This is a genomic window from Pseudomonas sp. 21LCFQ02 (assembly GCF_024129895.2).
Classification (GTDB): Bacteria; Pseudomonadota; Gammaproteobacteria; order Pseudomonadales; family Pseudomonadaceae; genus Aquipseudomonas.
Map to the genome: position 1 here is coordinate 1,530,346 of NZ_CM178749.1, position 21,899 is coordinate 1,552,244.

At 62.2% G+C, this 21,899-nt stretch carries 26 protein-coding genes; 6 read left to right on the forward strand and 20 right to left on the reverse strand.

Annotated elements, in window-relative coordinates:
* Nucleotides 1-94: 94 nt before the first annotated feature.
* The 12 genes from NJC40_RS07160 to NJC40_RS07215 all read right to left on the reverse strand — a co-directional run bounded on the left by NJC40_RS07160 (nt 95) and on the right by NJC40_RS07215 (nt 9,430).
* Nucleotides 95-766, reverse strand: coding sequence for a class I SAM-dependent methyltransferase (locus NJC40_RS07160; protein ID WP_253140734.1), 672 nt, complete (start codon nt 764-766; stop codon nt 95-97).
* A 78-nt stretch (nt 767-844) separates the two neighbouring features.
* Nucleotides 845-2,020, reverse strand: a complete 1,176-nt coding sequence (nhaA, locus tag NJC40_RS07165; RefSeq protein ID WP_253140735.1) for a Na+/H+ antiporter NhaA — start codon at nt 2,018-2,020, stop codon at nt 845-847.
* Nucleotides 2,021-2,049: 29 nt separating this feature from the next.
* Nucleotides 2,050-2,649, reverse strand: coding sequence for a HutD/Ves family protein (locus NJC40_RS07170; protein WP_253140736.1), 600 nt, complete (start codon nt 2,647-2,649; stop codon nt 2,050-2,052).
* A gap of 68 nt (nt 2,650-2,717) precedes the next feature.
* Nucleotides 2,718-3,041: a DUF3392 domain-containing protein gene (locus NJC40_RS07175; RefSeq protein WP_045485905.1), complete on the reverse strand. Its 324-nt coding sequence runs from the start codon at nt 3,039-3,041 to the stop codon at nt 2,718-2,720.
* Between the two features lie 9 nt (nt 3,042-3,050).
* Nucleotides 3,051-4,262, reverse strand: a complete 1,212-nt coding sequence (hemW, locus tag NJC40_RS07180) for a radical SAM family heme chaperone HemW (protein ID WP_253140737.1) — start codon at nt 4,260-4,262, stop codon at nt 3,051-3,053.
* Nucleotides 4,262-4,855, reverse strand: a complete 594-nt coding sequence (rdgB, locus tag NJC40_RS07185) for an RdgB/HAM1 family non-canonical purine NTP pyrophosphatase (RefSeq protein WP_045485911.1) — start codon at nt 4,853-4,855, stop codon at nt 4,262-4,264. Before rdgB ends, hemW begins: the two co-directional genes overlap by 1 nt.
* Complete coding sequence (locus NJC40_RS07190; protein WP_492180514.1) at nt 4,852-5,295, reverse strand: DUF4426 domain-containing protein; 444 nt, start codon at nt 5,293-5,295, stop codon at nt 4,852-4,854. Before NJC40_RS07190 ends, rdgB begins: the two co-directional genes overlap by 4 nt.
* Before the next feature lie 19 nt (nt 5,296-5,314).
* Complete coding sequence (metW, locus tag NJC40_RS07195; protein ID WP_045485917.1) at nt 5,315-5,935, reverse strand: methionine biosynthesis protein MetW; 621 nt, start codon at nt 5,933-5,935, stop codon at nt 5,315-5,317.
* 7 nt (nt 5,936-5,942) lie between these two features.
* Nucleotides 5,943-7,082, reverse strand: a complete 1,140-nt coding sequence (gene metX / locus NJC40_RS07200; RefSeq protein ID WP_045485920.1) for a homoserine O-succinyltransferase MetX — start codon at nt 7,080-7,082, stop codon at nt 5,943-5,945.
* Between the two features lie 184 nt (nt 7,083-7,266).
* The gene (locus tag NJC40_RS07205; protein WP_253111910.1) at nt 7,267-7,857 is read right to left on the reverse strand and encodes a YggT family protein; all 591 of its coding nucleotides are present in this window, start codon (nt 7,855-7,857) and stop codon (nt 7,267-7,269) included.
* A gap of 28 nt (nt 7,858-7,885) precedes the next feature.
* Entirely contained in the window at nt 7,886-8,707 is an 822-nt protein-coding gene (gene proC / locus NJC40_RS07210) for a pyrroline-5-carboxylate reductase (protein WP_045485926.1), read from the reverse strand.
* Nucleotides 8,708-8,731: 24 nt separating this feature from the next.
* Entirely contained in the window at nt 8,732-9,430 is a 699-nt protein-coding gene (locus tag NJC40_RS07215; RefSeq protein WP_045485929.1) for a YggS family pyridoxal phosphate-dependent enzyme, read from the reverse strand.
* A gap of 55 nt (nt 9,431-9,485) precedes the next feature.
* Here NJC40_RS07215 and NJC40_RS07220 point away from each other — a divergent pair, with 55 nt between their 5' ends.
* Nucleotides 9,486-10,520, forward strand: coding sequence for a type IV pilus twitching motility protein PilT (locus NJC40_RS07220; RefSeq protein ID WP_045485932.1), 1,035 nt, complete (start codon nt 9,486-9,488; stop codon nt 10,518-10,520).
* Between the two features lie 113 nt (nt 10,521-10,633).
* On the opposite strand, the gene NJC40_RS07225 is transcribed toward NJC40_RS07220, so the two are convergent.
* The gene (locus NJC40_RS07225; protein WP_253111912.1) at nt 10,634-11,314 is read right to left on the reverse strand and encodes a C40 family peptidase; all 681 of its coding nucleotides are present in this window, start codon (nt 11,312-11,314) and stop codon (nt 10,634-10,636) included.
* Nucleotides 11,315-11,562: 248 nt separating this feature from the next.
* Here NJC40_RS07225 and NJC40_RS07230 point away from each other — a divergent pair, with 248 nt between their 5' ends.
* Nucleotides 11,563-11,970: an NINE protein gene (locus tag NJC40_RS07230; protein WP_045485937.1), complete on the forward strand. Its 408-nt coding sequence runs from the start codon at nt 11,563-11,565 to the stop codon at nt 11,968-11,970.
* A gap of 224 nt (nt 11,971-12,194) precedes the next feature.
* Here the strand turns inward: NJC40_RS07230 and NJC40_RS07235 are convergent, their stop codons facing one another.
* The 7 genes from NJC40_RS07235 to gshB form a co-directional block, all read right to left on the reverse strand.
* Entirely contained in the window at nt 12,195-13,466 is a 1,272-nt protein-coding gene (locus tag NJC40_RS07235) for a dihydroorotase (RefSeq protein WP_253140738.1), read from the reverse strand.
* Nucleotides 13,463-14,467: an aspartate carbamoyltransferase catalytic subunit gene (locus tag NJC40_RS07240; protein ID WP_253140739.1), complete on the reverse strand. Its 1,005-nt coding sequence runs from the start codon at nt 14,465-14,467 to the stop codon at nt 13,463-13,465. The genes NJC40_RS07235 and NJC40_RS07240 overlap by 4 nt, the downstream gene beginning before the upstream one ends.
* 12 nt (nt 14,468-14,479) lie before the next feature.
* Nucleotides 14,480-14,998, reverse strand: coding sequence for a bifunctional pyr operon transcriptional regulator/uracil phosphoribosyltransferase PyrR (gene pyrR / locus NJC40_RS07245; protein ID WP_045485945.1), 519 nt, complete (start codon nt 14,996-14,998; stop codon nt 14,480-14,482).
* A 111-nt stretch (nt 14,999-15,109) separates the two neighbouring features.
* The gene (gene ruvX / locus NJC40_RS07250) at nt 15,110-15,550 is read right to left on the reverse strand and encodes a Holliday junction resolvase RuvX (protein WP_045485948.1); all 441 of its coding nucleotides are present in this window, start codon (nt 15,548-15,550) and stop codon (nt 15,110-15,112) included.
* A complete protein-coding gene (locus NJC40_RS07255) occupies nt 15,550-16,119 on the reverse strand; it encodes a YqgE/AlgH family protein (protein ID WP_045485950.1) in 570 nt (189 codons plus the stop codon). Before NJC40_RS07255 ends, ruvX begins: the two co-directional genes overlap by 1 nt.
* Nucleotides 16,120-16,227: 108 nt before the next feature.
* On the reverse strand, nt 16,228-17,130 hold the full coding sequence (locus NJC40_RS07260) for an energy transducer TonB (RefSeq protein WP_045485952.1): 903 nt from the start codon (nt 17,128-17,130) through the stop codon (nt 16,228-16,230).
* Nucleotides 17,131-17,253: 123 nt separating this feature from the next.
* Complete coding sequence (gene gshB / locus NJC40_RS07265; RefSeq protein WP_253111923.1) at nt 17,254-18,207, reverse strand: glutathione synthase; 954 nt, start codon at nt 18,205-18,207, stop codon at nt 17,254-17,256.
* Nucleotides 18,208-18,421: 214 nt separating this feature from the next.
* Here gshB and pilG point away from each other — a divergent pair, with 214 nt between their 5' ends.
* From pilG to NJC40_RS07285, 4 genes are read left to right on the forward strand one after another with little or no spacing between them, the layout of a single operon-like run.
* Nucleotides 18,422-18,832: a twitching motility response regulator PilG gene (pilG, locus tag NJC40_RS07270; protein ID WP_045485956.1), complete on the forward strand. Its 411-nt coding sequence runs from the start codon at nt 18,422-18,424 to the stop codon at nt 18,830-18,832.
* Between the two features lie 43 nt (nt 18,833-18,875).
* The gene (gene pilH / locus NJC40_RS07275) at nt 18,876-19,241 is read left to right on the forward strand and encodes a twitching motility response regulator PilH (protein ID WP_045494110.1); all 366 of its coding nucleotides are present in this window, start codon (nt 18,876-18,878) and stop codon (nt 19,239-19,241) included.
* 15 nt (nt 19,242-19,256) lie between these two features.
* Nucleotides 19,257-19,796 carry a chemotaxis protein CheW gene (locus tag NJC40_RS07280; RefSeq protein ID WP_045485959.1) on the forward strand — a complete coding sequence of 180 codons (540 nt, stop codon included), beginning with the start codon at nt 19,257-19,259 and terminating at the stop codon, nt 19,794-19,796.
* Between the two features lie 32 nt (nt 19,797-19,828).
* The gene (locus NJC40_RS07285; protein WP_045485963.1) at nt 19,829-21,871 is read left to right on the forward strand and encodes a methyl-accepting chemotaxis protein; all 2,043 of its coding nucleotides are present in this window, start codon (nt 19,829-19,831) and stop codon (nt 21,869-21,871) included.
* Nucleotides 21,872-21,899 lie beyond the last annotated feature (28 nt).

Below are 21,899 nucleotides of genomic sequence, written 5' to 3' on the forward strand. Positions count from 1 at the left end.
TGATTGTGAGCTGGCGCGGTTGCGCGTCAGCGAGGCTGGCCGCACTTTAAGAACCCGCAGGTACCGGGTCGGTGAAGTGCTTGTGAAAAAAACATCACGCGCCGTCGGCATGCTCTTTTTGCAGTATGTACACGCTGCGCATCGACAGCAGCGGGGCGAAATCCAGGCGTTGCAGGATGTGAAAACCTGCTGCGCGAAACTCTTGTTCGATCCGGGCGCCGGGCATGGCAACGTAATCGTCGGCTTCTGCCTCGCGGTCAGGGAAAAAGCGTTGCTGCCAGGCCGACAGGTTGCCGTCGATGCAGACCGAGACAATCACGGTCTCGCGGGTGACGCGATGGAATTCCTGCAGCAGCTCCATTCGCAGCATCGAGTCGCGCACCTGCGCGAACAGATCCATGCAGAAGATGCAGTCAACACAGTTGTCCGGCAGGTCGATGTCCAGCACGGTGGTCTGCAAGGGCATGATGCGCTGTACCAACGCTGGCTCGTGGCTGCTACAGGCCGCGTGGATGGTGTCGGCACTCTGGTCGGCGGCGACGATGATGCGTGAGGTTTTTTCTGCCAGTACCTGCCAGAAACGCCCGGCATCACAGGGTAAATCGAGCACCAGTCCTGGATCGTCAGCCCAGTGCAGAGCCTTGCGCGCAAGTTGTTCTTCACGCCACCGCACCAGGCGTGTGGACAGGCTGGTATACGCAACAGTCAGATGATGGCCGACCGCATGATGGTCAAGGCCTGGTTCAATGCTTGATGGCGTGCTCATGACACTCTCCAGTGGTTCATGAGCACTACATTAATGAGCCTGACGTAGCACGATGGTCAGGCGCAGGTGAAAAGCGTGTCAGCTTCGCTGCGGTGCGGCCCGCAACAGCAGCATGCCGAGCACGGCCGACAGCCCCGAGCCGATCAGCACGCCGACTTTTACTTCATCGACCAGATGCGGCGCACCGGGGAAGGCCAGGTTGCCGATGAACAGGCTCATGGTGAAACCGATGCCACACAGTACCGCCACACCATACACCTGCAGCCAGTTGCTACCCTGCGGCAAGACGGCCAGCCCGGCGCGGATCGCCAGCCCGGCCGCGAGGAACACGCCGACCTGCTTGCCGACGAATAACCCCAGCGCCACCCCCAGCGGCACCGGGTCGACCAGGTTGTCGGCGCTGATCCCCGCCAGCGATACACCGGCATTGGCAAAGCCGAAGATCGGCACGATGGCGAACGCCACCCAGCCGTGCAGCTTCTCTTCGAGCAGCAATAACGGCGACTGGCTTTCGTCCTTCTCGCTGCCCAGCGGGATGCACAGTGCCAGCGCCACACCCGCCAGCGTGGCATGCACGCCGGACTTGAGCACGAACACCCACAGCAATACGCCCAGCAGCAGGTAGGGCAGCAGGCGTTTGACCTGCAGGCGGTTCATGATCGCCAGCACCGCCAGCGTGGCGAATGCCGCGAGCAGCATGGGGATGTTCAGGCCCGAGCTGTAGAACAGGGCGATGATGGTCACCGCACCCAGGTCATCGAGGATCGCCAGCGCGGCCAGAAAAACTTTCAGCGAAGTCGGCACCCGTTTGCCCAGCAACGACAGCACGCCCAGCGCGAAGGCGATGTCGGTCGCCGCCGGGATCGCCCAGCCACTGAGGGTTTGCGGGTTGCCCCAGTTCACTGCCAGATAAACCAGCGCCGGCACCAGCATGCCGCCAGCCGCGGCAAAGCCGGGCAGGGCGCGTTGCTCCCAGCTCGACAGGCCGCCGGCCAGCACTTCGCGCTTGATCTCCAGGCCGACCATCAGGAAGAACACCGCCATCAGGCCATCGTTGATCCACAGCTCCAGTGACAAGCCCAGCCAGACCGTATGCAAGGCTGCGAAGTAACGCTCGGCCAGCGGACTGTTGGCGACGATCAGTGCCGCCAGTGCAGCGAGCATCAGGACGATGCCGCCAGCGGCTTCGGAATGCAGAAAATTACGCAGCAGGGCGAGGGCGCGGGGTGATTCCGGGCGCGGGAAGTGAGTCATGGGATTTCCTGTAAAGCGTTAAAGCGCGCTTATTGCGCGCCGATAGCAGACAGCTCGATCAGGCAGCAGCGGCTTGGGCCGGGTGCCTGCAGTTCGATTTCCAGCAAGCCGCCGCGGTTGTCGGCGCGCAGGCAGTCATGTTGGCTGAGAATTTCCCAGAGCCCGTCATTGATGCTGATTGCAACTTGTTGCGCGGCACTGAACAGCAACACCACGCTGGCTGAGCTGAACAGCCGTTGCGGCTGGATGACGTCCAGCCAGTGCAGGCGTGCGTTGTAGCGTTGCGGGTGGTAGATCAGGTTGAAGTCGCGAATCGGACCGTCCAGCAAGGTGCTGCTGACCTGGCTGTCACCGCTGAAGGCCAGCGGGTCGGAGACTTTCAGCGGGCGGCTGGGTTGGCCGTCGATGGTCAGGCTCATGCCAGCGCCTTGCAGCACGGTGATGATGCGTTGATAGCCAGCAAAAACAGAAAAATCGCCACTGTTTTGCACATCGGCCAGCGACAGGCGCCAGCCAAAGTCATCGAGTGCCTGCCCGGCGTCACGGGCGATTTCCATCGTCGTACCGCCGCCGTTCTTCCAGGGGGCACTGGGGTAATCCTTGGCGTGGAGCAGGATGGTATGGGGCATGGGTCGGACGTCCTTGAAGCATGCAGGGCGATGGCCATCATAGCAGTTGTCGATACAACCGGGCCGCGTCACTTGCGATCGGCAATCACCCCGATCAGCACCAGCACCACCAGCAGCACCGGCGCCAGGCTGTAGTTATTGAACTGGCTGAGTCCCTTGACCACCCAGGGGGTGGCGTAGATCAGCGCCGCACCGCTGCCGATGGTGCAGGCCAGGGCGATCAATGGCACACGAATGGCACTGCTCATGCTGCCGACCCGTTGCTCGACCCAGCCTTTGATATCTGCACCGAACAGCACCAGCAGGCAGCCCACCAGGGCCAGGGCGATTTCCGAAAGATTGCTGCGGCTCCAGCGCGAAACAGTGGCGAGCAGATCGAGTACGAGGTCCATGCAGGTTCCTTAGATCAGAAAGTATTGCAACAGGTCGTTGAGGAACAACTGGCCCTTGGGCGTGGCCGCCAGACGCTGCGGATCGGCCTGCAACAGGCCGCGTTGTTCGGCCTGCTCACGGCCGAGGGCCAGTGAATCGGGGCTTAGACCGGTTCTTTCACGAAATAATGCAGCGTCCACGCCATTTGTCAGGCGCAAGGCGTTCATCAGAAACTCAAAGGGCAGCTCATCGAGCGGCAACAGCTTGCTGCCGGCCTGGAATGGCTTGGCCGGGTTGAGGTAATCCTTGGGCAGGCGGGTCTTCCAGGTGCGTTCAATGCGCCCGTCCGGGTGGCTGAGCTTGCCGTGGGCGCCGGCGCCGATGCCGATGAAGTCACCGAAGCTCCAGTAGTTGAGGTTGTGGCGCGCCTCTTTGCCGGCCTGGGCATAGGCCGAGACTTCGTACTGTGCATAGCCATGTTCAGCCAGCAATTGCTGGCCGGCTTCCTGAATATCCCAGAGGATATCGTCTTCGGGCAGCAACGGTGGCTGGTTCCAGAACACCGTATTGGGCTCCAGAGTCAGCTGATACCACGACAGGTGGGTGGGCTGCAGGGCGATGGCCTGACGCAGATCGGCCAGCGCTTCGTCCAGGCTCTGGTCCGGCAAGCCGTGCATCAGGTCGAGATTGAAGTTGTCGAAGCCAGCCTGGCGCGCCATGTCGGCGGCGCGAATCGCCTCATCACCGTTATGAATGCGCCCCAGCGCTTCGAGCTTGTCGGGCTGAAAGCTCTGAATGCCGATCGACAGGCGGTTGATGCCCAGCTTGCGGTAGGCACTGAATTTGGCTTGCTCGAAAGTCCCGGGGTTGGCCTCCAGGGTAATTTCGATATCGTCAGCGAAGCGGATACGTTGCTCGACCCCCACCAGCAGGCGGCCCAATGCTTCAGCGCTGAACAGGCTGGGGGTGCCGCCGCCAAAGAAGATCGAGCGCAGTTCGCGGCCATGCACGTTGGGCAATTCCAGGTCCAGGTCGGCCAGCAAGGCGTCGACGTATTCCTGCTCCGGCAGCACCGGGGTTGACGCGTGGGAGTTGAAGTCGCAGTACGGGCATTTACGCACGCACCACGGGATATGGATGTACAGCGACAGCGGCGGCAGTTCGGGCAAGGCGTTGCGCGGGGCTGCCGAAGAGAAACCGCCGGCACCGGGGTGCAGCGGTTGTACGTCTGAATCAGTCATTACAGGCCCAGACGCTCGCGCAGCAACACCATGGCACGGGCCCGGTGGCTGAGCTGGTTCTTGTCGGCCGGTGCCAGGTCAGCGCTGGAGCAGTTGCGCTCCGGCACCCAGAACAGCGGGTCATAGCCGAAGCCGTGTTCGCCGCTGGCGGCATGCAGGATGCGCCCGTGCCACAAGCCTTCGCAGAGAATCGGCAGCGGGTCGTCGGCGTGCCGTACCAGCGCCAGAACGCAGACAAACTGCGCGCCGCGTTGCTCATCGGGGACGTCTTTCAGGGCGTCGAGCAACTTGGCGTTGTTTGCCGCATCACCCTGACCGTCGGCATAGCGCGCCGAGTAGATGCCCGGTGCGCCACCGAGAAAATCCACCGCCAGGCCGGAATCGTCAGCCAAGGCTGGCAGGCCGGAAATCCGCGCCGCGTTACGCGCCTTGAGGATCGCGTTCTCGACGAACGACAAGCCGGTTTCGTCTGGCTCGACCGTGCTGAATTCGCCGATCGAGCGCAGTTGCACGCTGCCGCCAAGCATGGCTTGCAGCTCTTTGAGTTTGCCGCCGTTGTGGCTGGCCAGTACCAGTTGGGTGAAATTCATCATGGGTCCGGAAAGAGTTCCTGGTTGAAACTGAAGCGGTGGGTCACGCCGCCGGTTTCCACCTTGAGGTCGAAGATTCGGGTTTGCTGTTGCGGCACAGGATACTGCGCCACGTAGTAGATCGCGCCGGTTTCACGGATCACCCGGAAGTTGAGCGGCAGGCTGTCGCCGGTCAGTGACTTGAGGCTGCCGCTGACCTGGGCCGCCTGCGGCTGGCCCTGTTTGAGCACCGTCAGGTTGATCACGCCCTGCTGCTTGCTGCGGATCAGTTGCAGTTGCCGGGCGAGCTGCGGTTGCAGGAAGGTCGAGCTGAACGTCGAGTAGTGCACCGTCACATCGCCAAACCGTTGCTGGCGGTCAGCGTCGATACGCTCTGCCGCCAGGGCCGGCAGGGCCATGGCGGTGAACAACAGGCAGGCCAGATGTTTCAACAACCTGTTCATGGGCATGTCCTCGGGGTGCTCAGACCGCGAGCTGGTGCTCGCTCAGGCCCGGACTGCGGACCCGGTAGATTCCAACCTCACCCAACAGATTAGGCCACAGTTTGCTCGCCCACCCGTGGCGGTGCTGGTTATCCACCGCCATGCGATCGAGCACCCGTGCGTCACGCTCACGGCACAGCGCTTCGAAGTCCTTGAAGGTGCAGAAGTGGATGTTCGGCGTGTTGTACCAGGTGTAGGGCATGAAGTCCGACACCGGCATGCGGCCGTTGCGGGCCAGGTACCAACGGCAGCGCCAGTGGCCGAAGTTGGGGAAGGTGATGATGCACTGGCGGCCCACACGCAGCATTTCGTCGAGGATCTTGTCCGGGTAATGCACGGCCTGCAACGCCTGGGTCATGACCACCACATCGAAACTGTTACTGGCGAAGTTGCCCAGCCCCTTGTCCAGATCCTGCTCGATGACATTGATGCCGTTGAGCATGCACTGGGCAATGTTGTCGGGGTCTTTTTCCAGGCCGTAGCCGGTGACTTGCTTATGGTCGCGCAGCCAGGCCAGCAACTCGCCGTCGCCGCAGCCCAGGTCGAGCACGCGGCTGCCAGCGGGAATCCACTCCTGGATGATCTCCAGATCGGCTCTCATGAGGTCCTCACAGCGCAATACGATTCATGTAGTTGCCGAAAGCCTGCACATAGCGCGGGTTCGGGATCAGGAAGGCGTCGTGGCCCTGCGGCGCGTCGATTTCCAGGTAGCTGACGTCCTTGCGCGCCGCCATCAGCGCATCCACCAGTTCCCGCGAGCGGGCCGGCGAGAAGCGCCAGTCGGTGGTGAAGGACATCACGCAGAATTTCGCGGTGGCCGTGGCGAAAGTTTTTGCCAGGTCATCGTTGTGCTGCGCAGCCGGATCGAAATAGTCCAGCGCCTTGGTCATCAGCAGGTAAGTATTGGCGTCGAAGCGCCCGGAAAACTCCTCACCCTGATAACGCAGGTAGCTCTCGACCTGAAACTCCACGTTGTGGAAGTCGTAGTTGAGCTTTTCGTTTTTCAGGCCGCGGCCGAATTTCTCGCCCATCGAATCGTCGGACAGGTAGGTGATATGGCCGACCATCCGCGCCAGCATCAGGCCGCGCTTGGGAATCACGCCATGGCTCTGGAAAGCGCCTTCGTGGAATTCCGGGTCAGTGAGAATCGCCTGGCGCGCCACTTCGTTGAAGGCGATGTTCTGTGCTGACAGTTTGGGCGCCGAGGCAATTGCCAGGCAGTGGCGTACGCGCTCGGGGTAGCTGATGGTCCATTGCAGCGCCTGCATGCCACCCAGACTGCCACCGACTACCGCAGCCCATTGGCTGATGCCCAGGCGGTCTGCCAGACGTGCCTGGCTGTTGACCCAGTCCTCGACGGTGACCACCGGGAAATTGGCGCCGAACGGGCTGCCGGTCTCCGGGTCGAGGCTGCTCGGCCCGGTGGAGCCGTTGCAGCCACCGAGGTTATTGAGGCTGACCACGAAGAAGCGGTTGGTATCGATCGGCTTGCCGGGGCCGATGCAGCTGTCCCACCAGCCCGGTTTGCGGTCTTCGCTGCTGTGGTAACCGGCGGCGTGGTGATGGCCCGACAGGGCGTGACAGATCAGCACCGCGTTGCTGCCCGCAGCGTTCAACTGACCGTAGGTTTCGTAAATCAGGTCATAGGCTGGCAGGGTACGACCGCAGGCCAGGGCCAGCGGTTCATCAAAGTGCGCCAGTTGCGGTGTGACCAGACCAACAGAATCGGGGGGAAAGACCGTGGGCATCGACCCTGCTCTCGCTGTAAAGAGGCGTAAGTCTAAAGACCCGAGGGGTTGGCAGCAACACAGAACCCTGTAGGAGCGTCCGGGCGGCGATCCGCTTTAGCCGCGAAAATCCATCAGGCGACGCAGTTGCATCGTTTGATCGGGGGCTTTCGCGGCTAAAGCCGCTCCTACGGGGGGGGCGCGGTTACATCAGCATGCGCAGTACTTGCGGCATGCCGGTCATCGCCGCCAGGTTGTTGATCACCAGCATGTCCAGCAGCTTGATGACCATGAACGCCAGGATCGGCGAGATATCCAGGCCGCCCAGGTTTGGCAGCAGGCGACGAAACGGCGCCAGCACCGGCTCGCAGATCTGGTTGACCAGTTCGGCGCCAGGGTTGTGGCTGCCCGGCGCGACCCAGGACAGGATCACGCTGATGATCAGCGCATAGAAGAAAATGTTCAGGAACAATCCGGTGACACCGATGATTGCCCACACCAGCAGCGACAGGAACGGGCCGGTGGTGCCTGCGGCGAGCAGCAGGGTCAGGGCCATGAGCACCATCTGCACGATGATCGCCAGCACCAGCGACGACATGTCCAGGCCGAACAGGCTCGGGATGATCCGGCGCAGCGGGCGCAGCAGCGGCTGAGTGGCCTTGACCGCAAACTGGCTCAGCGGGTTATAGAAGTCGGCACGCACCAGTTGCAGCACGAAGCGCAACAGGATCACCAGCAGGTAAAGGCTGCCAAGGGTTTGCAGGATGAAAATTGCAGCGGTGTTCAATCCGATCATTGATCAGCTCCGGTAAGCGCCTGAAAAATTATTGGCCCAGTTGTTCGGCCAGTTCTGCCGAGCGTTTGGCTGCGGCATTGAGGGCCGTCTCGACCAGCGCTTCGAAGCCGCCAGCCTGGAAGGATTTGATTGCAGCTTCGGTGGTGCCGGCCGGCGACGTGACGCGGCGACGCAGTTCGGCGGCATCCACGTCGCTGCCGGTGCTCATCAGCGCAGCGCCCAGGGCGGTCTGCTGGGTGAGCTGGCGGGCGATGTCTTCGGGTAACCCCAGTTTGACGCCAGCGGCGGTCATGGCTTCGATCAGCAGGAAAAAATACGCAGGGCCACTGCCAGACACGGCAGTCACCGCATCGAGTTGCTGTTCTTGTTCAAGCCACAGGGCGACACCGACGGCCGACAGCAGTTGCTCGGCCTGCTGGCGCTGGACATCACTGACCTTGTCGGTGGCATACAGGCCGCTGACGCCCTGGCGCAGCAGGGCCGGGGTGTTGGGCATGCAGCGCACCACCGGTTGCTGTTCGCCCAGCCACTGGTTGAGGCTGGCGCAGGTGATGCCGGCGGCCACCGAAACGATGAGTTGCTCAGGCTTCAGGCTCGGCGCCAAATCCTGGCAGACCGCTTTCATCATTTGCGGCTTGACCGCCAGCAGCACCACATCGGCGCCCGTGACGGCGTCGGCGTTGTCGGCCACCACTGCAATGCCGTGCTCGGCAGCAATCCGGCCACGGGTCTCGGCCCCCGGATCGGCGGCGCGGATGTCGTCGGCTTCAACGCCCTGGGCACGCAGGCCGCCGATCAGGCTGGCGGCCATGTTGCCGGCGCCGATGAAGGCGATACGAGTCTTGCTCATGACAGGTTTCCTTGAGTTCAGAGGTTATGGCTGGCCGTGTGTCTGGCTGTAGTCGCGGGCGCCAAAGAGCGCGGTGCCGATACGCACCCAGGTGGCGCCTTCACTGATGGCGGCCTCCAGGTCATGGCTCATGCCCATGGAAAGGGTGTCCAGTGCTTGCGGCAGTTGTTCTTGCAGGATACGGACTCTGGCAAAGGCTGCATGCTGCGCTGCGACATCGTCGGTCGGTTCCGGAATCGCCATCAGGCCGCGCAACTTCAGTCGTGGCAGGCTGGCAATGGCCGCCGCCAGTTGCGGCAGCTCTTCAGGCGTGCAGCCAGACTTGCTGGCTTCACCGCTGACATTGACCTGGATACAGATATTTAACGGTGCCAGGTGTTCAGGCCGTTGCTCGCTCAGGCGTTGGGCTATTTTCAGGCGGTCCACAGAGTGTACCCAGTCAAAGTGCTCGGCAAGCGAGCGGGTCTTGTTCGACTGAATGGGGCCGATGAAATGCCAGTGCAAGGGCAGGTCGGCCAATTGCTGCTGTTTGCCCAGTGCTTCTTGCAGGTAATTTTCGCCAAAGTGCCGCAGGCCGGCGGCGAAGGCTTCGCGCAAGGCCTCGGCGGGCTTGGTCTTGCTCACTGCCAGCAGGCCGATGCTGTCCGGGTCGCGCCGGGCTGCCTGGGCCGCGACGCGGATTCGTTGTTCGAGCGTTGATATATTCGCTGCTATCGTGGACATTGATTCGGGCCGGCAGAACTGAGGTCTGCGGCATTCTATGTGATTGAGGAGCTGTATGGATATTACCGAACTGCTGGCCTTCAGTGCCAAACAGGGCGCCTCCGATCTGCACCTTTCCGCAGGCTTGCCACCGATGATTCGTGTCGACGGTGACGTGCGGCGGATCAACCTGCCGGCGCTGGATGCCAAGCAGGTCAAGGCGCTGATTTACGACATCATGAACGACAAGCAGCGCCAGGATTATGAAGAACGCCTGGAAACCGACTTTTCTTTCGAAGTCCCCGGCGTGGCGCGCTTTCGGGTCAACGCTTTCAACCAGAACCGTGGCAGTGGCGCGGTGTTTCGCACCATTCCGTCGAAGATCCTGACCCTTGATGACCTCGGCATGGGCGAGAACTTTCGGCGCATCACTGACGTGCCACGCGGGCTGATTCTGGTCACCGGGCCTACCGGCTCAGGCAAGTCGACCACCCTGGCGGCAATGATCGATTACCTCAACAGCAACAAGCATCACCATATCCTGACCATCGAAGACCCGATCGAATTCGTCCACGAGTCCAAGAAGTGCCTGGTCAACCAGCGTGAAGTGCACCGCGACACGCTGGGCTTTTCCGAAGCCTTGCGCTCGGCGCTGCGTGAAGACCCGGACGTGATTCTGGTCGGCGAGATGCGCGACCTTGAAACCATCCGCCTGGCGCTGACGGCGGCTGAAACCGGCCACCTGGTGTTCGGCACCCTGCACACCACCTCGGCGGCCAAGACCATCGACCGGATTGTCGATGTGTTTCCGGCTGCGGAAAAGTCGATGATCCGCTCGATGCTCTCAGAGTCGCTGCACGCGGTGATTTCGCAGGCGTTGTTGAAGAAGGTGGGCGGTGGCCGGGTGGCGGCCCATGAAATCATGATGGGCACGCCGGCAATCCGTAACCTGATTCGTGAAGACAAGGTCGCGCAGATGTATTCCGCGATCCAGACCGGTGGCGCGCTGGGCATGCAGACCCTGGATATGTGCCTGGCCGAGCTGGTCAAGCGTGGCCTGATTACCCGCGACAACGCACGGGAGAAGGCCAAGGTGCCGGATAACTTCTAATCGGGCACCTGTACCTCTGCAGACGATCACCCGCCGCCCTGCCGCGCCGCAATTGCAGGACCTCGCAGGAGCCGCTTTAGCGGCGAATGGCGCGGGCGCTTCTAGTGACTCTGTCAGCCCTTGGCGATATTCAGCGGGGCTTTCTGCTTGGGCAGGACGCGCTTGGCGACCTTGTAGTTCTTGTCCCAGTAAGGCTTCTTCAGCGTGTCAACGGTTACCGCCTTGCCACGGCGTGGCGCGTGGACAAAGCGATCGTTGCCCAGATAAATGGCAACATGGTTGATGCGTCGGCTCTTGATGTTGAAGAACAGCAAGTCGCCCGGCTTGAGGTCTTTGCGGTCTACCGCCTGGCCATGACCCGAGGCCATGTCCTTGGAGCTGCGCGGCAGGTCGACATTGGTCACATCGGAGAAGGCGTATTTGACCAGCCCGCTGCAATCGAGACCCTTGCCCGGCGTGGTGCCACCCCAGCGATAAGGCGTGCCGACGGTTTCCAGCGCGCGCTTGATTACCGCATTGCCCTGTTTGTTGCTGCCTGCGACAGCGACGGTGTCTGCGGATTTTCTGGAATTTCTGGCCGGCAGCGGGTTCTGAACCGTCGCCTTGCGGTCGTGCACAGCGTTGATGGCTTGCGCACGCGCCTGGGCCTGCGAGGCATCATAAGGCTGGGAAGCATGGCTCTTGGCGGTAAAACCGCTGAAGCCGGCGGGTAAGCGTTGTTCACGATTGGTGGCGTGAACGGCCAGTGGCATAAGGAGACAAATGGTCAGCCATGTCTTGAAAAAAGGACGCATTTGGCAGGGCTCTTAAAGATCAGCGCGCAACTCTATAACAGCTTGAAGACAAAGCCGACCCCATTGGTCGAGCCAATACCCCCTGAACTCTTGCGGATTTATTCAAGGTCTCTCTTGTAGCCAGCAGCAATCCCTTGAGTTACAAGGGGTTGAAGGCATTCTGATGACGCAGGACCATACGTCGGAAGGCACATGAAAAGTCACAAACTTTACACCTATTTTTTTGTATCGATGCGAAGAGGTCGTTCATGAACAACTATCGGGCTAACACGCACAGCAAGGTACTGGGCTATCTGCTGTGGATTTTCGGCTTTCTGGGTGCGCACCGTTTTTACTACGGCAAGCCGGTGACCGGGACCATCTGGTTCTTCACCCTGGGGTTGTTGGGGATCGGCTGGCTGATCGACCTGTTCCTGATTCCGTCCATGGACCGCGAAGCCGACCTGCGTTTCACACCGGGGCCGACCGACTACAGCCTGGCGTGGATCCTGCTGACCTTCCTGGGCATCTTCGGCGTACACCGCCTGTATCAGGGCAAATGGATCACCGGGATCATCTACCTGTTTACTGGCGGGCTGTTTCTGGTGGGCGTGCTGTATGACTTCTGGACCATGAACAACCAGATTTCCATCAGGAATGCACAGTTGCAGCGTTGAAAATGCCTCGGTGCTACGTTATCGCGCAGCAAACACCGAATCCCGACCGGCCGGGCGGCGATCCGCTTTAGCCGCAATACCGTTCAGATAGCGCCGCATACCCGGAGGCTTGCCGGAGTGCCGGACCACAACGAAGACGGCGGCACGTTCGCAGCAGGTGCTGTGAATGTGCCGGCCTCTTCGCGAGCAAGCTCGCTCCCACAGGGGGCATCTACGGGGTTACATCAAGCGCTGTAGGTAATCCGTCCGTCCACCAGGGTGTAACGCACTGCGCCCGGCAGGCAATGGTCGAGGAACGGGCAGTTCTCGCCTTTGGACAGCCAGGCCTGGCCAGCCAGGGTGCTGGCGGCCGGGTCGAACAGCACCAGGTCTGCGGCGCTACCGGCCTGCAACTGACCGGCCGGCAGGCGCAGTGCCGAGGCCGGGCCGCTGCTGAGGCGAGCGATCAGGGTCGGCAGGTCAAGCAGGCCGTCCTCTACCAGGGTCATGGCCAGCGGCAAGAGCAGTTCGACGCTGCTGATGCCAGGTTCGGTCGCGCCGAACGGTGCCAGCTTGGCATCGCGCTCGTGGGGCTGGTGATGGCTGGAAATCGCCTGGATCACTCCCGACTTCACGGCGGCACGCAGGCCGTCACGGTCAGCGCGGGTGCGCAGTGGCGGTTGCACGTGGTACAGGCTGGAGAAGTCGATCAGCGCCTCGTCAGTCAGGATCAACTGATACAGCGCTACATCAGCCGTCACCGGCAGACCGCGAGCCTGGGCGTCAGCGATCATTGCGGCGCCACGGGCGCTGGTCAACTGGCTGAAGTGCGCGCGTACGCCGCTTTGCTCGACCAGCAGTAGGTCGCGGGCCAGGGCCACGGTTTCAGCAGTTTCCGGAATGCCCACCAAGCCAAGGAAGCTGGCAGTCGGGCCTTCGTGGGCCAGGCCGCCGGCGGCCAGGTCGTGATCCTGAGAATTGAAAATCACCGTCAGGTCGAAGGTTGCCGCGTATTCCAGCGCCCGGCACAGGGTGCGGGTGTTGCCGAAGGTCTTCAGGCCATTGGTAAAGGCCACGCAACCGGCGTCGCGCAGGGCGACCAGTTCGGCCAGTTGCTCGCCTTCCAGGCCCTTGCTCAGGGCGCCGATCGGGTACACCTTGCTGAAGCCGGCTTCGCGGGCACGGTCGAGAATCAGCTCGGCCACTGCCGAGGTGTCCAGGACCGGTTTGGTCCGTGGCGGGCAGCACAGGCTGGTCACGCCGCCAGCGGTGGCCGCACGGGTTTCGCTGGCGATGGTGCCTTTACGGCTGTAGCCGGGCTCGCGCAGCGAGACGTTGAGGTCGACCAGTCCGGGCGCGGCGACCAGGCCTTGGGCGTCGATGCGCTGGGCCGGCTCGAAACCTGCCGGTGCAGCGCCAATGGCTAACAGTTTGCCTGCTTCGATGTGCAGGTCGGTGACCTGATCCAGCCCGCTGACCGGGTCGATGACGCGAGCGCCGAGAATGCTGAGCTTCACAGGGCGTGCTCCTGCTCGAATTGACGTTGGGCGTTTTGCCCGCTCATGGCCATGGACAGGACCGCCATGCGCACCGCAATGCCATAGGTGACCTGGTTGAGAATCACCGAGTGCGCGCCGTCAGCCACGGCTGATTCGATCTCTACGCCGCGGTTGATCGGGCCGGGGTGCATGACGATGGCGTCAGGCTTGGCACCGGCCAGACGTGCGGTGGTCAGGCCGAACAGGCGGTAGAACTCACCCTCGCTGGGCAGCAGGCCGCCCTGCATGCGTTCACGTTGCAGGCGCAGCATGATCACCACGTCGACATCCTTCAGGCCGGCCGCCAGGTCGGTGTAAACCTTGACCCCGTACTGTTCGATGCCGACCGGCAGCAGGGTCTTGGGCGCGATCACGCGGATATCCGGGCAGCCCAGCGCCTTGAGCGCCAGCATGTTCGAGCGTGCCACTCGCGAGTGCAGGATGTCGCCGACGATGGCCACCGAAAGGTTTTCGAAGCTGCCTTTGTGGCGGCGGATGGTCAGCATGTCGAGCATGCCCTGGGTCGGGTGCGCGTGGCGCCCGTCGCCGCCGTTGATGATCGCCACCTCAGGGCAGACGTGTTCGGCAATGAAGTGCGCCGCGCCGGAGTCGGCATGGCGTACCACGAACATGTCGGCAGCCATCGCTTCAAGGTTGCGCAGGGTGTCGAACAGCGTCTCGCCCTTGCTGGTCGATGAGGTCGAGACGTTGAGGCTGATCACGTCGGCCGACAGGCGCTGGGCTGCCAGTTCGAAGGTGGTGCGGGTGCGGGTCGAGTTCTCGAAGAACACGTTGCAGACGGTCTTGCCGCGCAGCAGCGGCACCTTCTTGACCGCTCGGGCGCCCACTTCCAGAAAGGAGTCGGCAGTGTCGAGAATTTCCGTGAGCAGTTCGCGGGGCAGGCCATCCAGGGACAGGAAGTGGCGCAGCTGGCCCTGATGATTGAGCTGCAGCGGGCGCTTGGCGTCGAGAGGCGTCATCGCAATGGACTCTTAAAGGGCTGAGGCAGGGGAGAGGTCTTGGAGTTCGAGCGCCAGCGGCTCAGGGCCGCTCAGCTTGACCCGTTCGTCAGGCGCCAGCGACAGCGTCGCACCGACCACATCGGGGCTGATCGGCAGCTCGCCGGCATCCAGGTCCAGCAGGCAGACCAGCGTAACGCTGGCCGGGCGGCCGTAATCGAACAGTTCATTAAGGGCGGCGCGCACCGTACGGCCACTCATGAGCACATCGTCGATCAGCACCAGATGCTGGCCTTCGATTTCGAACGGCAGTTCTGAAGGCTGTACTTGGGGGTGCAGGCCGTTCTGGCTGAAATCGTCGCGATAGAAAGACACATCCAGGGTGCCGAGCGGCGCCGGGTTATCGAGCGCCTTGAGCAGCGCCTGAGCCACCCAGATACCGCCGGTGCGGATGCCGATAAAGCGTGGTTCGGTGATTGCGCGCTTGTTCAGGTGGGTCGTCAGGTCGGTGGCCATCTGACGGATCAGTTCGGCGGGGTTGGGCAAACTCATGCTGGCTCCTTCAGGCGCTCGGCAGTGCCATCGGTGGCACCGCTCAAGCGCAAATTTGAAATCCTCGGGGCATCTGACTGAGGGTTATCGAAGTGTTGCAACGGCCTGGGGTCACCCATTGAGCAACTCGGGATTGTCGTCCAGCCAGCCTTGCAGCAGCAGGGCGGCAGCAATGGCATCCACCGGGTTGTCGCGATAACTGCCGCGCTGGCCGCCGCGGGCCATACGCTCGCCCTTGGCCTCGAAGGTGGTCAGGCGTTCGTCATGGGTAAAGGCCGGTACATTGAAGCGACCGTTGAGCTGGCGGGAGAACTTTTCGGCGCGGGCGCTCATGTCGCTGGGGGTGCCGTCCATATTCAAGGGCAGGCCGACCACCACGGCATCGGGCTTCCATTCATTGAACAGGGCCTGGACCTTGTTCCAGTCCGGCACGCCATTCTGGGCCTTGAGGGTGCAGAGTTCACGCGCCTGGCCGGTCACTGCCTGGCCAACCGCCACACCAATCTGCCGGGTGCCGTAGTCAAAGCCCAGGATCAGGCGTATCGCAGCCATCAGGCGTGACCTGCCTGAGTGGAAAGCAGACTCAGATTGACCCCCAGGCGCGCGGCAGCGGCATGCAGGCGCTGATCACTGTCGACCTCGAACAGGATGGCCGGGTCGAACGGGCAGGTCAGCCAGGCGTTGGCGGCTAGTTCCGCGTCCAGTTGGCCGGCGTCCCAGCCGGCGTAACCGAGGGCGATCAGGCTGTGCTCGGGGCCGCTGCCGTCCGCAATGGCAAACAGTACGTCCTGAGAGGTCGACAGCGACAGGCCTTCAAGTTCGACCGTGGCCTGGAAAACCGGACCGGTGGGGTGCAGGACAAAGCCGCGGTCAGTCTGCACCGGGCCGCCGGAGTGAATCTGGATATGCTGGCAGCGTGCCGGGGCGAGCTGCTCCGGGCGCAATTGCTCAAGCACATCGGCCAGGGTCAGTGCCTGCGGGCGATTGATCACCAGGCCCATGGCGCCATTGGCGTTGTGCTCGACGATATAGGTCAAGGTCTGGGCGAAATTCGGATCGTCCATATGCGGCATGGCGATCAGGAATTGGTGCTTGAGGTAGCTCGGAGCGACGTTTTTCATAAGTTGTAGTTTGGCTCTGCCGGGGGAGCCTGACAACCGTGCGTGGGGCTTTGCCCAGCAAAATGTTGTCAGGCTATGGCTTTTGTGGTGCGGGTCTCAGAGCGCAGCTTAGTTGCTGGACAGACGGTCGCCCTTGGCAAATTTCCAGGTGCGGATGATCTCAAGCCGGTCGATGTCGGCAAGATCGCCGGTGAACGGCGCAAAAGGCGCCGCCAGACGCACGATACGCTGCGCGGCCTGATCCAGCAGTGGTTGCCCGGACGATTCCAGCACCAGCACTTCATACAGCGAACCATCGCGGTTGATTGACACCAGCAGGCGCAGGCTGCCGTAGATCTGCTGACGGCGCGCCTCGTCGGGGTAGTTCAGATTGCCGACCCGCTCGACCTTCTTGCGCCAGTCGTCCTTGTACCAGGCACCCTTGTCGCGCATGGTCGAGGCCGCGTTGAGGCGGTGAATCTTAGGCCGCTTGGCGTAACGCTGTTGTTCGGCAGACAGTTCGGCTTCCAGGCTGGCAATTTCATTGCTCAGTTGCGCGCTGTCGAAGGTCGGGGCGGCTTTGAGCTGCGGGTCTGGTTTGACTTCTTCGCGTTTGGCGACGGTTTTTTCCTGGACCTGGGCGCGGGTGGCCACGGCCGCCTTGGGCGCGTCCTGTTTTTCCACCGGTTTGCTTGCCGGAGGCGGCGTTACCCGGTTGATCTCGGTGTCCTGAAACGGCGCCAGTTCGGTGGTCTTGAGCGTTTCGGCATGATCCAGCGTGCCGCTGCCTTCCTGGTTGTCCTGGGCCAGAAAGTCCGCGTTGGCGGGCTTTTTCTCACTCTTGAAGGTCGCCAGGGTGATCTCCAGGGTCTGGGAGATCTGCTCGGGCTTCACATAGGTAAAACCCACCCCGAGAATCAGCGCCAGGTGCACCAGTGCAGCGATCAGCAGGGTAAAGCCCAGGCGGTCACGGGCACGCACGCCAGTGGTGGCATGGTCGAGTACCAGCGGGTTGTAGGCCATTGCTGTCATTGAAGATTGGGCTGCCATGGGGTCCGGACGGGTTTCGCAAGACGCGCATCATACCAAGTCAGCAGCGCCAGGCGACAGGCTACAGACGGCAAGACAATGGTTTGCCGCCTGTGCCTGGCAGACTCAGCGCGCCTTGAGCTTGCTCTCGATGGCATCCATCAGCAGGCTGCCGATATTGGTGCCGAAGGCATTGTCGATTTCGCGGATGCAGGTCGGGCTGGTGACGTTGATTTCGGTCAGGTGCTCGCCGATCACGTCCAGGCCGACGAACAGCAGGCCTTTTTCCCGCAGGGTCGGGCCGACCTGGGCGGCGATCCAGCGGTCGCGTTCGGTCAGCGGCCGGGCTTCGCCGCGTCCGCCGGCAGCCAGGTTGCCACGGGTTTCACCGGCGGCCGGGATGCGCGCCAGGCAGTACGGCACCGGCTCGCCGTCAACCATCAGGATGCGTTTGTCGCCATCCTTGATTGCCGGCAGGTAACCCTGGGCCATGATCTGCTGGGTGCCGTTGGCGGTCAGGGTTTCGAGAATCACCGACAGGTTGGGGTCGCCTGCCCGGTGACGGAAGATCGAGGTGCCACCCATGCCGTCCAGCGGCTTGAGGATGGTGTCGCCCTGTTGCTCGGTGAAGGCGCGCAGGATGTCCGGGCGGCGGCTGACCAGGGTCGGCGGCGTGCACTGCGGGAACAGCGTGGCGAACAGTTTCTCGTTGCAGTCACGCAGGCTTTGCGGTTTGTTGACCACCAGCACGCCAGCGCGCTCGGCTTGTTCGAGCAGGTAGGTGGAGTAGACAAACTCCATGTCGAACGGCGGATCCTTGCGCATCAGGATCACGTCCAGGTCGTCCAGGCCGTTGTCCTGTTCGGCGCCGAATTCGAACCATTTTTCCGGGTTGGCGAATACCGTCAGTGGTTTCATCCGCGCGCGGGCCTGGCCCGAGTTCTGGTAGAGGTCCTGCTGCTCCATGTAGAACAGCGACCAGCCGCGTTCCTGGGCGGCAAGCAGCATGGCCAGCGAGCTGTCCTTCTTGTAGGAGATGCCCTCAATAGGGTCCATGACAATCCCCAAGCGAACGCTCATGGGCAAAATCCTCTGATCGGTGATGGCGCTGGGCCGGAACAGGCGTCAGGTTGGCGCTCGCCGTGCTCCGGGTCAAGGGGCAACTGGCTGGCGTTTATGGATTGCAGCGGGAGATTGTGCTAAAAAGTCACGGCATCCGGCCAGGCGGTTATACGCCAGACTCCGGTGCCGTGCAGACCACGCAAACATTCGCCGCGGCGACGGAACAGCACACATGGAACAGCACGCCCCAGCCTTGAAGGTCATGGTCATCGATGACTCGCGGACCATTCGCCGCACCGCTGAAACCATCCTGAAAAACGCCGGTTGTGAGGTCATCACGGCCGTCGACGGGTTCGATGCCCTGGCCCGGATCGTCGATCATCACCCGCGAATCATCTTCGTCGATATCATGATGCCGCGTCTGGATGGCTATCAGACCTGCGCGCTGGTCAAGAACAACCGGGCGTTCAAGTCCACGCCGGTGATCATGCTGTCGTCGCGTGACGGGCTGTTCGACAAGGCCAAGGGCCGCATCGTCGGCTCAGATCAGTTTCTGACCAAGCCTTTCAGCCCGGAAGAACTGCTCAGCGCAATCAAGGCCCATGTGCCTGGCTTCGTTGCCGTTGAACAACATGTACCGTGAGGCCGGCAGGCACCATGCCGGCTACCACCATTTGGGGAATACCATGGCTCGAATATTGATCGTCGATGATTCGCCGACTGAAATGTACAAATTCACCAGCATCCTGGAAAAACACGGCCATCAAGTGTTCAAGGCCGAGAACGGCGCCGATGGCGTGGCCCTGGCGCGCCAGGAAAAACCCGACGCGGTGTTGATGGACATCGTCATGCCCGGCCTCAATGGCTTTCAGGCCACGCGCCAGTTGAGCAAGGACGACAGCACCCGGCATATTCCGGTGATCATGATCACCACCAAGGATCAGGAGACTGACAAGGTCTGGGGCACCCGCCAGGGGGCGCGCGATTACCTGACCAAGCCGGTGACCGAAGAAACCCTGATCAACACCCTTAACGCGGTACTGGCCGGCTAAGCCGCCGGAGCGCCGATGCCCGGGTCGCGTACCGCTTTCGAACTGTTGTTCGACATCGACCAGCGTTGTCGCTCTCTGGCGGCGGGCCTGCCGTCGCAGGAGACCCGTGGCCAGGACTGGAGCGGTATCGGTTTTCGCCTGGGCGAGCAGTTGTTTGTCGCGCCGATGGGCGAGATCAGCGAAATTCTCAACGAGCCCCGCGTGGCAGCGATGCCGGGGGTCAAGCCTTGGGTGCTGGGGCTGGCCAACCTGCGCGGGCGACTGTTGCCGGTGATGGACCTGAGCCGCTATTTCGGCCAGGGCCATGCGCCGTTGCGGCGTCAGCGCCGGGTGCTGGTGGTCGAACATCAGGAGGTGTTTGCCGGGTTGCTGGTCGATGAAGTGCTGGGTATGCAGCATTTTGAACCCGAAGACTTGCGCGCTGACGCGGCGCAGCCATTCGGGCCACGCATGGCGCCGTTCGTTCGTGGCCAGTTCCAGAGCACAGCGGTATGGCGAGTGTTCAGCACCCTGGCGCTGGCGCAGTCGGCGGATTTCATGGATGTTGCGATATAGACGTTCTCAACAGCCGGGCGGGAGCCTGATTAATGACTGATACAGGCAAGTCCGAAGAAGGGTTGCGCAGCCGTCGGCAGATCGTGGTGTTGTTCATCGTGCTGATCGTGCTGATCGTGGTGCTGTTCGCCAACTTCGCCTATCTCAACACCCAGTCGAACTATGACAAGCAGTACATCGGCCATGCCGGTGAGCTGCGTGTGCTGTCCCAGCGAATTGCCAAGAACGCCACCGAGTCGGCGGCCGGCAAGGCGCAGGCGTTCAAGCTGCTCACCGATGCGCGTAACGATTTCGACCAGCGCTGGAGCTTCCTGAAAAACGGCGACCCGGCCACCGGCCTGCCTGCGGCGCCATCCGGGGTGCATAAAGAGTTGCGTGCGGTGCAGAGCGACTGGGAAGCGCTGCGCAAAAGCACAGACGTGATCCTGGCCAACGAGCAGACCGTGCTGTCGCTGCATCAAGTGGCGGCGACCCTGGCCGAGACCATTCCGCAATTGCAGACCGAGTACGAAAAGGTCGTCGAGATTCTGCTGCAGAGCAAGGCGCCGTCCAGCCAAGTGGTGTTGGCCCAGCGCCAGGCGTTGCTTGCCGAGCGGATCCTCGGCTCGGTCAATACGGTGCTGGCCGGCGACGAAACCACGGTGCAGGCCGCCGATGCCTTTGGCCGTGATGCCAGCCAGTTTGGCCGGGTGCTCAATGGCATGCTCGAAGGCAATACCGGGATGAGCATCAGCCGCGTCCAGGACCCGGATGCGCGGGCGCGGCTGGCCGAAATTGCCGAGTTGTTCGAGTTCGTTTCCGGTTCGGTGGATGAAATCCTCGAAACCTCGCCGGAGCTGTTTCAGGTGCGCGAAGCCGCCGGCAAAATCTTCATCACCTCCCAGACCCTGCTCGATCAGGCTTCGGCGCTGACCACCAGCCTGGAGCGGCTGACCGGTCAGCGCACGATGAATTCGGTGGGCGGTTATCTACTTGGCCTGCTGGCGGTGATGTCGGTGTTGCTGATCGGCCTGGTCATGGTCCGCGAGACCAACCGCCAGTTGCACGAAACGGCGCAGAAGAGCGAGCGCAACCAGGCAGCGATCATGCGCCTGCTCGATGAAATCGAAGACCTTGCCGATGGTGACCTGACCGTCGCGGCATCGGTGACTGAAGACTTCACCGGGGCCATCGCTGACTCGATCAATTTCTCCATCGACCAGTTGCGTGAACTGGTGGCGACCATCAACTTCACCGCCCAGCAGGTCGCTGCCGCCGTGCAGGAAACCCAGACCACCGCCATGCAACTGGCCGGCGCCTCGCAGCATCAGGCCTTGCAGATCAGCGCGGCCTCGGCGGCGATCAACGACATGGCGCAGTCGATCGACCAGGTGTCGACCAACGCCTCCGAGTCTTCGACGGTCGCCGCCCGCTCGGTGGCTATCGCCAACAAGGGCAATGAGGTGGTACACAACACCATCCATGGCATGGACAACATTCGCGAGCAGATTCAGGACACCTCCAAGCGCATCAAGCGTCTGGGTGAGTCATCTCAGGAAATTGGCGATATTGTCAGTCTGATCGACGACATTTCTGACCAGACCAACGTACTGGCCCTCAACGCGGCGATCCAGGCGTCGATGGCCGGTGATGCCGGGCGCGGCTTTGCCGTGGTGGCCGACGAAGTACAACGGCTGGCCGAGCGCTCGTCATCCGCGACCAAACAGATCGAAAGTCTGGTGCGGGCGATCCAGAACGACACCAACGAAGCGGTCATCTCGATGGAGCAGACCACCAGTGAGGTGGTGCGCGGTGCGCGTCTGGCGCAGGACGCCGGGGTGGCTCTGGAAGAAATCGAAGGCGTATCGCGGGTGCTGGCCGAGCTGATCGAAAGTATCACCGACGCCGCCCAGCAACAGGCGGTTTCCGCCGGGCAGATCTCCCAGACCATGACCGTGATCCAGCAAATCACCTCGCAGACCACCTCCGGGACGGCAGCCACTGCCGAAAGCATCGGCAACCTGGCGAAGCTGGCCAGTGCCATGCGGCGTTCGGTGTCCGGGTTTACCTTGCCTGCCTCCAGAGATCACGGATGACGCGGTTCACCTTCATGCCCGACAGCCA

Bases quoted from the DNA above. Each gene is read 5' to 3' on its own strand.
- NJC40_RS07170 (WP_253140736.1), bottom strand. From the start codon at position 2,649: ATGCCCCATACCATCCTGCTCCACGCCAAGGATTACCCCAGTGCCCCC.
- pilH (WP_045494110.1), top strand. From the start codon at position 18,876: ATGGCTCGAATATTGATCGTCGATGATTCGCCGACTGAAATGTACAAA.
- NJC40_RS07225 (WP_253111912.1), bottom strand. From the start codon at position 11,314: ATGCGTCCTTTTTTCAAGACATGGCTGACCATTTGTCTCCTTATGCCA.
- rdgB (WP_045485911.1), bottom strand. From the start codon at position 4,855: ATGATGAATTTCACCCAACTGGTACTGGCCAGCCACAACGGCGGCAAA.
- pilG (WP_045485956.1), top strand. From the start codon at position 18,422: ATGGAACAGCACGCCCCAGCCTTGAAGGTCATGGTCATCGATGACTCG.
- gshB (WP_253111923.1), bottom strand. From the start codon at position 18,207: ATGAGCGTTCGCTTGGGGATTGTCATGGACCCTATTGAGGGCATCTCC.
- NJC40_RS07215 (WP_045485929.1), bottom strand. From the start codon at position 9,430: ATGTCCACGATAGCAGCGAATATATCAACGCTCGAACAACGAATCCGC.
- nhaA (WP_253140735.1), bottom strand. From the start codon at position 2,020: ATGACTCACTTCCCGCGCCCGGAATCACCCCGCGCCCTCGCCCTGCTG.
- NJC40_RS07285 (WP_045485963.1), top strand. From the start codon at position 19,829: ATGACTGATACAGGCAAGTCCGAAGAAGGGTTGCGCAGCCGTCGGCAG.
- NJC40_RS07240 (WP_253140739.1), bottom strand. From the start codon at position 14,467: ATGACGCCTCTCGACGCCAAGCGCCCGCTGCAGCTCAATCATCAGGGC.
- NJC40_RS07280 (WP_045485959.1), top strand. From the start codon at position 19,257: ATGCCCGGGTCGCGTACCGCTTTCGAACTGTTGTTCGACATCGACCAG.
- NJC40_RS07255 (WP_045485950.1), bottom strand. From the start codon at position 16,119: ATGAAAAACGTCGCTCCGAGCTACCTCAAGCACCAATTCCTGATCGCC.
- hemW (WP_253140737.1), bottom strand. From the start codon at position 4,262: ATGACTGATTCAGACGTACAACCGCTGCACCCCGGTGCCGGCGGTTTC.
- ruvX (WP_045485948.1), bottom strand. From the start codon at position 15,550: ATGGCTGCGATACGCCTGATCCTGGGCTTTGACTACGGCACCCGGCAG.
- pyrR (WP_045485945.1), bottom strand. From the start codon at position 14,998: ATGAGTTTGCCCAACCCCGCCGAACTGATCCGTCAGATGGCCACCGAC.
- NJC40_RS07190 (WP_492180514.1), bottom strand. From the start codon at position 5,295: ATGAACAGGTTGTTGAAACATCTGGCCTGCCTGTTGTTCACCGCCATG.
- NJC40_RS07160 (WP_253140734.1), bottom strand. From the start codon at position 766: ATGAGCACGCCATCAAGCATTGAACCAGGCCTTGACCATCATGCGGTC.
- metW (WP_045485917.1), bottom strand. From the start codon at position 5,935: ATGAGAGCCGATCTGGAGATCATCCAGGAGTGGATTCCCGCTGGCAGC.
- NJC40_RS07220 (WP_045485932.1), top strand. From the start codon at position 9,486: ATGGATATTACCGAACTGCTGGCCTTCAGTGCCAAACAGGGCGCCTCC.
- NJC40_RS07230 (WP_045485937.1), top strand. From the start codon at position 11,563: ATGAACAACTATCGGGCTAACACGCACAGCAAGGTACTGGGCTATCTG.
- NJC40_RS07175 (WP_045485905.1), bottom strand. From the start codon at position 3,041: ATGGACCTCGTACTCGATCTGCTCGCCACTGTTTCGCGCTGGAGCCGC.
- metX (WP_045485920.1), bottom strand. From the start codon at position 7,082: ATGCCCACGGTCTTTCCCCCCGATTCTGTTGGTCTGGTCACACCGCAA.
- NJC40_RS07260 (WP_045485952.1), bottom strand. From the start codon at position 17,130: ATGACAGCAATGGCCTACAACCCGCTGGTACTCGACCATGCCACCACT.
- proC (WP_045485926.1), bottom strand. From the start codon at position 8,707: ATGAGCAAGACTCGTATCGCCTTCATCGGCGCCGGCAACATGGCCGCC.
- NJC40_RS07205 (WP_253111910.1), bottom strand. From the start codon at position 7,857: ATGATCGGATTGAACACCGCTGCAATTTTCATCCTGCAAACCCTTGGC.